General features: G+C 44.2%; 7 protein-coding genes and 1 pseudogene. 6 read left to right on the forward strand and 2 right to left on the reverse strand.

Annotated elements, in window-relative coordinates:
* A partial coding sequence (locus tag HMPREF0106_RS27260) for a transposase domain-containing protein (RefSeq protein ID WP_009041094.1) occupies positions 1-171 on the forward strand: 171 nt, incomplete at its 5' end.
* Positions 172-322: 151 nt separating this feature from the next.
* Here HMPREF0106_RS27260 and HMPREF0106_RS02075 read toward each other — a convergent pair.
* Positions 323-2,080: an AAA family ATPase gene (locus HMPREF0106_RS02075; protein WP_032851642.1), complete on the reverse strand. Its 1,758-nt coding sequence runs from the start codon at positions 2,078-2,080 to the stop codon at positions 323-325.
* 249 nt (positions 2,081-2,329) lie between these two features.
* Between HMPREF0106_RS02075 and HMPREF0106_RS02070 the strand changes: the two genes are divergently transcribed.
* The 5 genes from HMPREF0106_RS02070 to HMPREF0106_RS02050 all read left to right on the forward strand — a co-directional run bounded on the left by HMPREF0106_RS02070 (position 2,330) and on the right by HMPREF0106_RS02050 (position 10,834).
* Positions 2,330-2,809, forward strand: coding sequence for a DUF456 domain-containing protein (locus tag HMPREF0106_RS02070; RefSeq protein ID WP_009041096.1), 480 nt, complete (start codon positions 2,330-2,332; stop codon positions 2,807-2,809).
* Between the two features lie 111 nt (positions 2,810-2,920).
* The gene (locus tag HMPREF0106_RS02065; RefSeq protein ID WP_009041097.1) at positions 2,921-4,780 is read left to right on the forward strand and encodes a right-handed parallel beta-helix repeat-containing protein; all 1,860 of its coding nucleotides are present in this window, start codon (positions 2,921-2,923) and stop codon (positions 4,778-4,780) included.
* A gap of 152 nt (positions 4,781-4,932) precedes the next feature.
* Positions 4,933-7,179: an alpha-xylosidase gene (locus HMPREF0106_RS02060; RefSeq protein ID WP_009041098.1), complete on the forward strand. Its 2,247-nt coding sequence runs from the start codon at positions 4,933-4,935 to the stop codon at positions 7,177-7,179.
* Positions 7,180-7,323: 144 nt separating this feature from the next.
* Positions 7,324-9,129, forward strand: a complete 1,806-nt coding sequence (locus HMPREF0106_RS02055) for a corrinoid protein (protein ID WP_009041099.1) — start codon at positions 7,324-7,326, stop codon at positions 9,127-9,129.
* Between the two features lie 133 nt (positions 9,130-9,262).
* Positions 9,263-10,834, forward strand: coding sequence for a sodium:solute symporter (locus HMPREF0106_RS02050; RefSeq protein WP_009041100.1), 1,572 nt, complete (start codon positions 9,263-9,265; stop codon positions 10,832-10,834).
* Between the two features lie 89 nt (positions 10,835-10,923).
* Here the strand turns inward: HMPREF0106_RS02050 and HMPREF0106_RS28010 are convergent.
* Positions 10,924-11,117, reverse strand: a pseudogene (locus HMPREF0106_RS28010) (IS110 family transposase); the annotation flags it as partial.

Here is an 11,117-nt window from a genome sequence, read left to right on the forward strand (position 1 = left end):
GAACGAGGCGCCATACTCTACACGATAGCACTCACCTGTAGGATGCATAAAGTGAATCTATTTGAGTATCTCACGGATGTGATAAACAGAACAGCTGAATGGCAACCAAACACACCACTTGAAAAATACAGGGAACTGCTTCCTGACAGATGGGAAAAGGCTAATGGATAAAAAGGGAGCATTAGCCTTTTTATTTTAGCAAACTATATAGAATCGCGGAGACGCTTACCGTGAAAGAATGGGTGAAGGGAACACCCTTCACCTATAAACTGCTTATAGATAGGATAATACAAGGAAAAGTGAAGGGTGAAGAGAATATCCATTATAACTCTTCGCATACCCGCATTTCCATACCTTTATATACCACTACAATCTTGTGTAGTTGCGTGGAGCCGATAGCTTGTTTCACCGTGTCCGTGTCGGCATAGCGGTTGGCTTGGGCGATGGCTTCCTGACGCAATTCTTCCACACGGCTTTCGGAATCGCGATATTTGGCATATTTCAACTCAATGATGTAGCTGTGCTTCATGTCAGAATATATGTCCAACATGGGACAGAGGAAAATATCGACGTAACCCGCTTGTGTATCTTGCTCGGAGATAGGACGGTAGAAGCGGTTTTGCGCAGTCATGGCCAAGGTGAAGCCGTGAACGAAGAATTCGCCCTTTTGCTTGTCACGCTGGGATGCATAACGTTTCAGGCAGTCGGCAATGTAGCTGAAATAGGCTTGCCAATTGCCTCGATAAGCCAGTTGGCTTGAAAGTTCGCTCTTCTCATAGCTGCTGAAACTCAAGTCTGCGTCGTTGTAGGTATTCAGTAAATAAGTGTATAGTTGCTCCTGAACCACCAGGTTGGGAATGGTCAGCTTGGTTTTTCCTTCATGCATTCCGCTAATGGTCAACATTCCGAAATAGTAGAGCAGGCTTATAAAATTGTCCGGATTGGTGATGTTGACGGCAGGGAAACCTTTCTTCAGTTCGCCAGTGATATAACCTTGACTCACTAAAGTTTGAATGACGGAAGCATCGTGTGCAAACTCCTTATCCTTTCGAATGAGCATACGCAGCTTTTCATAGTCGATACGTATATTATCTTCTATCATTTCTCGTGGTGCTTTGCCGTTATCTATGTAATTCTTCACGAAGTAGAGCACCATGTTGGAGTTGTACATGGTAGTTTCACCGTAACAATCCTGTGCGAAGCAATAATTGTCGTACCATGGTTTCATTATTTCCATCAGTTCGTCAACAGTATGGCGGAAAGGACTGTTCGTTGAATAATAAGTCAGCATTTCGCGCACTTCTTCTTCGGTGAACCCCATCATTTGGTTAAATTGGGGGGTAAGTGAGTAGTTCGTGCCGATGTTGAAGCCACTCGTCAGGTCATCCATCGTTACGGGGCTTACACCGGTGATGAAACAACGCTCTATGCTGGAATAAGTTCCTGCCTTCACCTTATTGAAGAAAGCACGCAGATAACCTTCGCCATGCGTTTCATCAGTGTAGCGGTGCAAGCTTTTGGCATCAGAAAGGATGGCGTTGGTGAAGTGGTCGTATTCGTCGATGAAGAGATACATTTTCTGTCCGGCACGTTCGCAGGCTTGATAGAGGTAGTCCAACTGCTCTACGGCCCCATTCACTTGGCGTAGTTCTTCCAGAGTCTCCGGTGGCAGAAGGTCGGCATATCTCTTGCAGAAGTTCATGAAAGTAATGCTGCAATGTGCATCCAGTCCCTTTCGATAATCGTTCAGTTCGCCGGTGATACCTGAAAAGTTGAGGTAAAGCACCAGATAGCTGTTGCGGTTTGCTGTGGGATGCTTCCCGATGTAGAGGTCGCCGAATAAGTCGTTGAACTTATCGCGGGTACGCACATCGTAGTAGTGTTGCAGTACGTTCAGCGTGAGGCTTTTGCCGAAGCGGCGGGGACGGATGAAGAAAAAGAACCGGTCTGCCTGCTCTATCATAGGAATGAAGCGGGTTTTGTCTACATAATAATAGTCTTCGCGGCGGATGACTGCGAAGTTCATCATACCGTAAGGCAAACGCTTTCTGTTGGGTACTATATATTCCATTGGATCCATCTTCTGTCCTCCTGCTGATTTCTTATTTAACAACTTGCTTCTTTAGCGTTAACGACACAAAGATAGTAAAAGTTCTTGTTGGGTACGAGGCATCCTCAAAAAAGTATTGGAAAAACTCATTCACACTAAGAATTGCAGCCTTGGCAAAACTCTTTTGAAACAGTAGTGAAGGGGCGGAAATAATTCTCGGGGTTAGCTTGTATTTAATGAAAGATACTGTATTTTTGTGCAGAATTAAAAAAACAGATTATGTTGGACATTATTTTGATCGTAATTAGTGCCCTTTGTATGATAGCCGGGTTAGCAGGTTGTATTCTGCCGTTTCTTCCCGGTCCGCCTATTGCTTATGTGGGGTTGGTCATTCTGCACTTCACGGATAAGGTACAATATTCTACGACACAATTAATTGTATGGCTATTGATTGTAGCTGTTTTGCAGGTATTGGATTATTTCACTCCGATGCTGGGAAGTAAATATAGTGGCGGTAGTAAATGGGGGAATTGGGGATGTATTGTAGGAACTCTTGTCGGTCTTCTTTTCTTGCCTTGGGGTATTATTCTTGGTCCGTTTCTAGGAGCGGTGATTGGTGAACTATTAGGAAATAAAGAGTTCTCGCAGGCACTCAAATCAGGTGTGGGCTCTTTACTCGGATTTATATTCGGAACTTTACTGAAGTTCGTTGTCTGCGGTTATTTTTGCTATCAATTTATCATAGGTCTTATTCGGTAACCTATTTGATGTTGTAAAACATTCGTAAGAATAACCTATCTATTGCCTTTACATAGAGTACTAAATCGATGTGTGTTCGTCTTTATTGAAGTAGCACATTGAGGTAGTACCATGAAAAAGACTTTTATTTATCTTTCTTTTATCATTTTCTTGGGGTGCTTTCCCTCGCTTTTTGCGGGAGAAATTTATGTATCCCTGCAGGGGAATGATAAGAATCCCGGGACAAAGGAAGCCCCGTTTAATACATTAAACCGGGCAATCAAGCAGGCTCGTGAATGGCGTAGACTGAATCGGCCAGAAGTAGCCGGAGGAATTTATATTCGTTTGGAAGAGGGTGTTTATGCCCAGCGCAATTCTCTGTTTCTTCGTCCGGAAGATAGTGGGACACCCGATTCTCCAACAGTGATTTGTGCAGTAGATGGTGCTCATCCTGTGATTAGTGGTGGAGTTGCTGTTACGGGATGGAAGCGTGGATGTAATCATCCGGCAATTCCTGAAAAGCTAAAGCAGAAGATATGGTCGGCAGAGGCTCCCCTAATAGGAAATAGAAGGGTAGAAACCCGGCAAATGTGGGTGAACGGTCATAAAGTTCAAAGAGCTGCGCAATTTCCTGACGGAGGATTGGAACGAATGATTGACTTCAATCCGGAAGAACAAACAATAACGATCCCCGTTTCTCAAAGTGTAAATCCGAAAAGACTACAAAATGCCGGTCAACTGGAAATGATTGTCCATCAACGCTGGGCGATTGCTATTTTGCGCGTGAAAAGTATAGACGCGAAAGACGGACAAGCTGTAGTTCGCTTCCATGAACCCGAAAGTCACCTGGAGTTTGCGCATCCCTGGCCGCAACCCGTCATCGGAGGAGAGAAAGGAAATTCTTCCTTTTGCCTGACCAATGCACTGGAATTGCTGGACCAACCCGGTGAATGGTTTCAGGAATATCCTTCCGGCACGATTTACTATTATCCGCAGGCGGGCGAAAATATGGAAACTGCTGAAGTGATTATCCCTGCTTTGGAAACTTTAGTGACCATAGACGGTACATTGTCTCGTCCGGTAAAGCATATACAATTTAACGGAATTACTTTTGCGCATACCTCCTGGATGCGTCCTTCTTTTCAGGGGCACGTCACCTTGCAAGGGGGATTTCCTTTATTGGATGCCTATAAACTACAAGAACCGGGGCTTCCGGAAAAAGCGGAACTGGAGAACCAAGCCTGGATCATCCGTCCCGAAACAGCGATACGTGTAAGAGGTGCCGAACATATTGATTTCAAGCATTGCACGTTTCGTCATTTATCATCCACCGGACTGGATTATGAATGGGCAGTCACAGCATCGAGCGTCGAAGATTGTCAATTTACGGATATTGGAGGAACGGCTTTACTAGTCGGTGCATTTCCGGACGGAGGATTTGAGACGCACATTCCTTTTATTCCTGCTGACGTACGGGAATTATGTTCCCATATTACTATCAGAAACAATTTCATCAGTAATGTGACTAATGAAGACTGGGGATGTGTAGGTATCGGCGCCGGATATGTCAGAAACATGGATATTTCTCATAATGAAGTTTGCCATCTGAACTATTCAGGGATTTGTGTAGGCTGGGGATGGACATCGCTGGAGAGCGGAATGTGTAACAACCGGATAGAAGCAAACTATGTACATCACTTTGCCCGTCGGCTATACGATGCAGGCGGTCTGTATACTCTTTCCAACCAGCCGGGTTCCGTCATGCGTAATAACCGGATCGAACATTTAATCGAGGCACCCTACGCTACGAATGACCGGGCTTTTTATATCTATCTGGATGAAGCTACGGACGGATATACAATGGAAAACAACTGGTGTCCCACTGAACGTTTTGATTCGAACCGCCCCGGGAAAAAGAACGTGTGGAAGAATAACGGGCCTCAAGTGGCGGACAGTATTAAATACAAAGCTGGAAGAATAAAGCAAGATTGAAACAAATCAATGGATTAACATAGTCATCAATGTACTAGTATAGCAATCAATAAACTAGTGTAATAATCATTAGAACTAGACTAGTATGGTAATCATTCAAACTAATATGATAATTATAGTAATCAATAAACGATATTTAATCAATAAAATAGATGAAACCAACGAACTATCACTTATTTGATTTCCTTGATTTCGATACCGAGTTATCAAGGAATGAGTCGCTTTGGAAAGCATACAAGCCAACGGCTGTTTATGAAAAGGAAGGAGATATTTACGTAACAGTTCCCTTTCAGAAGCAAAAGCTGGCTAACGATATGATGGCGGATACCGATGTTCCCCAGGAGGAATATACGTTAATCATCCGTCAGTATAACATCGGCATCACCCGTCTGTTTCTTGGCTTCGGCGATTATGTACTGACAGATGAGTCGGAAATGCTGCAATTCAGTGACCGGATTCAGAAAGTGCCCCTGTTTATAAAAGAACAAAAAGGAAAATGGATTCTTTCGACAGAAGACGGAACGAAGCGTGTCGTTATCAATGTGGAAGAGCCTCTATTAGACCGATGGAGCGAATTGCTTCCCGACCCTCAAGAAACGCTTGATATCACTTTATACCCTGACGGAAAGCGTGAAATCCGCTTGTCAGCCTACGACCATTTTTCGCCTCCCCGCTACGATGCGTTACCTGTTGCTTTTTGCAAACGCGACGGTCGGAAAGAACGTGCAACGCTTTCTTTTGAATGTAAGCCCGATGAATGTTTTGCCGGAACCGGAGAACGTTTCTTTAAAATGGACTTAAGCGGACAGACTTTCTTCCTGAAAAACCAGGACGGGCAAGGAGTCAATAACCGGCGTACTTATAAGAATATCCCCTTCTATCTATCCAGCCGCATGTATGGAACATTCTACCATACATGTGCTCATAGCAAGCTCTCGCTGGCCGGACATTCCACTCGTTCCGTACAGTTTCTAAGCGACCAGGCATTGCTGGATGTATTTGTAATAGGCGGTGATACGATGGAAGATATTCTTCGCGGTTATCGTGACCTGACCGGCTATCCGTCTATGCCTCCTCTTTGGAGTTTTGGCGTTTGGATGAGCCGTATGACTTATTTCAGTGCCGATGAAGTAGACGAAATATGCGACCGCATGCGTGCCGAACACTATCCCTGTGATGTAATTCATCTGGATACGGGCTGGTTCCGTACCGATTGGCTCTGCGAATGGAAATTCAATGAAGAACGGTTCCCCGATCCGAAAGGATTCATCGGGCGGTTGAAAAAGAACGGCTATCGTGTCTCTTTATGGCAACTTCCATACGTTGCGGAAAATGCAGAGCAGATTGATGAAGCCAGAGCCAATGATTATATAGCCCCATTGACCAAACAACAAGCGACCGATGGTTCCAACTTCTCCGCCCTGGATTATGCCGGAACAATCGACTTTACTTATCCGAAAGCAACCGAATGGTACAAAGGACTATTGAAACAACTCCTGGATATGGGAGTAACCTGTATCAAAACCGATTTCGGTGAAAACATTCACATGGACGCCTTCTATAAAGGTATGAAGCCGGAATTGTTGAACAACCTGTATGCCCTGCTTTATCAAAAGGCTGCTTACGAAATTACGAAAGAAGTGACAGGTGACGGTATTGTCTGGGCACGTTCCGCATGGGCGGGATGCCAGCGTTATCCTTTGCATTGGGGAGGCGATTCCTGTAGCTCTTGGGATGGAATGGCAGGTTCTCTGAAAGGTGGTCTGCATTTCGGTCTGTCGGGATTTGCTTTTTGGAGTCATGATGTTCCCGGCTTCCATACATTGCCCAATTTTATGAACTCGGTAGTAGCAGATGATGTGTACATGCGTTGGACCCAATTTGGCGTATTCACATCGCATATCCGTTATCACGGAACCAATAAGCGTGAACCCTGGCACTATCCGGCCATAGCTCCGTTGGTGAAAAAGTGGTGGAAATTGCGTTATTCGCTCATTCCATACATCGTAGAACAAAGTAAACTAGCCATAGAAAGCGGCTATCCGCTCTTGCAGGCACTCATTCTGCATCATCCGGAAGATAAACTTTGTTGGCATGTGGATGATGAATACTATTTCGGCAATGATTTCCTGGTAGCTCCGGTGATGAACAGCGAAAACCGTCGGGATATCTATCTTCCCGAAGGAAAATGGGTGAACTTCTTTACGGGAGAACGTTTGGAAGGAGCATACTGGTTGAAAGACGTGTATGTTCCATTGGAAGAAATGCCCGTATATGTGCGTGCAAATGCCGTGATACCCATCTATCCGGAAGACGTGGACTGTACGGATGAAATGGATTTAAGCAAGAGCATGGCTTTACGCATAGATAATGATTATAAAGGATTTTGGAATAGATAAATAGAAATAACTCAAGTTTTGTAAGTAGCCTGAAAGGCTTACATAATATAGCGCAGGGTGATACCTTACGCTATATACCAAGAGGCTTTCAACCTAATAAATTACTTCCGAAACTTGAGTAGAATAAATAAAAAATGGCAGAGTATGAAAACATGGAAGAGTAATTTAGAAGAAACAAAACAACGTTATATAAATTGGTGGAACCATAAAGGAATCATTCTCAATATGTGGGAACACTTCCAGGAAGGAGTGCAACCACATGCAGAGATAATGCCTCCCGCACCGGCAAAAGATTTGTCGCAAAAATGGTTCGACCCTCAATGGAGAGCTGAATATCTGGACTGGTACGTAGCGCACAGCAGCCTGAAAGCGGATATTCTTCCGGTTGCGAATACCCAACTGGGTCCCGGTTCTCTAGCTGCCATTTTAGGCGGAGTGTTTGAAGGCGGGGAAGACACCATTTGGATTCATCCCAACCCGGATTTCACCGATGAAATAGTCTTTAACCCCGAACACCCGAACTGGATTCTTCATAAAGAACTCCTGAAAGCCTGCAAAGCGAAAGCCAACGGACACTACTTTGTCGGTATGCCCGACCTGATGGAAGGACTGGATGTTCTGGCCGCACTGAAAGGAACGGATAGGGTATTACTGGACACAGTGATGCAGCCCGAAATCTTGGAACAACAGATGCAGCAAATCAACGACATCTACTTCAAAGTATTTGATGAACTATACGACATCATTCGTGAAGGCGACGAGATGGCTTTCTGTTATTTCTCGTCCTGGGCTCCCGGAAAGATGAGTAAACTGCAAAGTGATATTTCGACCATGATTAGTCAGGATGATTATCGCCGGTTTGTGCAACCTTTTATTCGTGAACAATGTCAGAAGATTGATTATACCCTTTATCATCTGGATGGAGTGGGAGCTATGCATCACCTGCCTGCCTTGCTTGAAATTGAAGAATTGAATGCGATTCAATGGACTCCTGGAGTGGGCGAACCACAAGGAGGATCTCCCAAATGGTACGATCTGTATAAGAAGATTCTGGCAGGCGGAAAGAGCGTAATGGCTTGCTGGGTGACATTAGACGAACTAAAACCTCTATTGGATCATATCGGTGCGGACGGTGTACACTTGGAAATGGATTTTCATAACGAAAAGGAAGTGGAACAGGCCATGCGGATTGTTGAAGAATATACCGGTTCTTCTACTTCTGTAAATACCAATGAACATCAACAGGATGCCGACTTGGCAGCTACCGGACAGGAACGTATTTGTATACGGGAAGAACAACACCAGGAAGAGGATAAACTGAAACCTCTGTATGAAGCCATTGTTGCCGGGAAACTGGAATCTGCGGTTGAAGTCACCCGGCAAGCCATTGCGGAAGGAGTAGCTCCCCAAATGATTATCAATAATTATATGATTAAAGCAATGGGCGAAGTGGGACAACGTTTCCAGGATGGAAAAGCTTTTGTTCCCCAACTGTTGATGGCAGGACGTGCCATGAAAGGGGCTTTGGAGCTACTGAAACCTTTATTGGCAGGAAGTGCTTCCACTACAATCGGTAAGATTGTCATCGGTACAGTGAAAGGAGATCTCCATGATATTGGTAAAAACCTGGTGGCTTCCATGCTGGAGGGTTGCGGCTTTGAAGTCATTAATATTGGTATTGATGTGACTTGTGACAAGTTTGTGGAAGCTGTGAAGGAAAACCATGCTGACATCTTGTGCATGAGCGCATTGCTGACTACTACCATGACGTATATGAAAGAGGTTATCCAGGCATTAGAAGAGGCCGGTATTCGTAATCAAGTGAAAGTGATGATTGGCGGAGCACCCGTCAGTCAGGGGTTTGCTGACGAAATCGGTGCGGACGGATATAGTGATAATGCGAATACAGCTGTAGCAGTTGCCAAAGAACTGATTGGAAATAAAAAATAGAATAAAAAGGCACGGATTACACGGATAAACACGGCTCTTAATTACATAGCCTATTAAAACCGTGAAATCCATGTAATCCTTGCCTGAAAGAAAATTAGATTTAAACTTACGTTACTTATTTAATACTTGAATTATGCATGTGAAATTCTTAGAGACATTAGATTGGAGTATTCTGATTGCCTACTTCCTTATTTTGATAGCTATTGGTATATGGGCAAGTTCTAAACGAAAAAAGGGGAGTAGTCTTTTCCTTGCGGAGAATTCGTTGAGATGGTATCATATCGGTTTCTCCATGTGGGGGACGAATGTCGGACCTTCCATGTTGATAGCTTCCGCAAGTGCCGGATTTACTACTGGTATTGTTTCGGGGAATTATGCCTGGTATGCATTTGTCTTTATATGTCTGCTTGCTTTTGTCTTTGCTCCCCGATATTTGGGTAGTCGCATCACGACATTGCCCGAATTTATGGGAAAACGTTTCGGACAATCTACCCGTAACATCCTTGCCTGGTATACCATTATTACCATTCTTATTTCATGGCTTGCATTGACTTTATTTGCCGGTGGAGTCCTGATCCGTCAAGTCTTCGATATTCCTATGTGGCAATCGGCATTGCTGTTACTTGTCATCTCCGCTTTCTTCACGATGCTCGGCGGACTGAAAGCTGTGGCCTACACGAATGTATATCAAATGATACTGTTGATTGTAGTATCAGCCACACTGGCTATCATGGGAATCTATAAAGTGGGCGGTGTAGGCGCACTGGTGGATGCTGTTCCGGCGGATTACTGGAATCTTTTCCATCCAAATGATGACCCGGCTTTTCCCTGGCTACCTATTATCCTGGGTTATCCTATTATGGGAGTTTGGTTTTGGTGTACGGATCAGTCGATGGTGCAACCGGTTCTTGCTGCCAGGAATCTCAAAGAAGGACAGATGGGAACCAACTTTACCGGATGGTTGAAAATATTAGATGTACCTCTTTACATTCTTCCCGGCATTATCTGCCTCGCTTTATTCCCACAATTGGAGAATCCCGATGAGGCTTACATGACAATGGTGACTCATCTGTTCCCGACAGGAATGGTCGGCTTGGTATTGGCTGTATTGACAGCAGCATTGGTAAGTACTGTCGGCTCTGCATTGAATGCATTAAGTACGGTATTCACGATGGATATCTATGTGAAGAAAATCCGACCGCAGGCCAAACAGAGAGAGATTATCAGAGTGGGACAAGTGGTTACGGTAGTCGGTGCACTGATCTCTGTGATAATAACCATAGCGATCGACAGCATCAAGGGACTGAATCTATTTAATGTTTTCCAGTCTGTACTGGGATTTATAGCTCCTCCGATGGCAGCCGTATTTCTCTTTGGCGTGTTCTGGAAACGCACCACTACTCTGGCAGCTAATATGGCTCTAACATTGGGAACAGTGTTCAGTATCGGAGTAGGAATCTTGTATTTATGGGTGTTTCCGGCAGAACAATATGATGTATGGCCTCATTTTATGCTGCTTTCCTTCTACTTATTCGTTATCATCGGAATAGGCATGATAGTAGTCAGCCTGTGGGATAAGTCTCTGCAACTGGGAACCTTGAATATGGAAAAGATAGAGGACAAACCTGCACGAATTGTTCTTATCCTATGGGGATTACTTATTGTGACTATGATCGGGCTTTACATCTTCTTCAATGGCCACTAGCTTTTATTCACCACGGAATTCTAAGACCTATGCAAATAATAGGCCTATAAAAAACAGTTAAAGAAATTAAACGGGCTATTTCAGTCCGTTTACTTTTTGTAAGTCATTAACTCCACAAAGGGTGTTCCCCTTTTGACCACAGCAAACATTCTTCCTACTAGTTTAAACTTGACTGCATTTAGCACTACTCCATAAGCTTTCCCTTCCTTCCTTTTCCTTTCATAATACTCTTTCATTTCCTTATCCCATACAATCGCTGAATTAGCAGCTTGTGAAAGATCCG

The organism is Bacteroides sp. D22, assembly GCF_000163675.1.
Classification (GTDB): Bacteria; Bacteroidota; Bacteroidia; order Bacteroidales; family Bacteroidaceae; genus Bacteroides; species Bacteroides xylanisolvens.

Coding starts and splice junctions, on each gene's coding strand:
- HMPREF0106_RS02075 (WP_032851642.1), bottom strand. CDS start 2,080: ATGGATCCAATGGAATATATAGTACCCAACAGAAAGCGTTTGCCTTAC.
- HMPREF0106_RS02070 (WP_009041096.1), top strand. CDS start 2,330: ATGTTGGACATTATTTTGATCGTAATTAGTGCCCTTTGTATGATAGCC.
- HMPREF0106_RS02065 (WP_009041097.1), top strand. CDS start 2,921: ATGAAAAAGACTTTTATTTATCTTTCTTTTATCATTTTCTTGGGGTGC.
- HMPREF0106_RS02060 (WP_009041098.1), top strand. CDS start 4,933: ATGAAACCAACGAACTATCACTTATTTGATTTCCTTGATTTCGATACC.
- HMPREF0106_RS02055 (WP_009041099.1), top strand. CDS start 7,324: ATGAAAACATGGAAGAGTAATTTAGAAGAAACAAAACAACGTTATATA.
- HMPREF0106_RS02050 (WP_009041100.1), top strand. CDS start 9,263: ATGCATGTGAAATTCTTAGAGACATTAGATTGGAGTATTCTGATTGCC.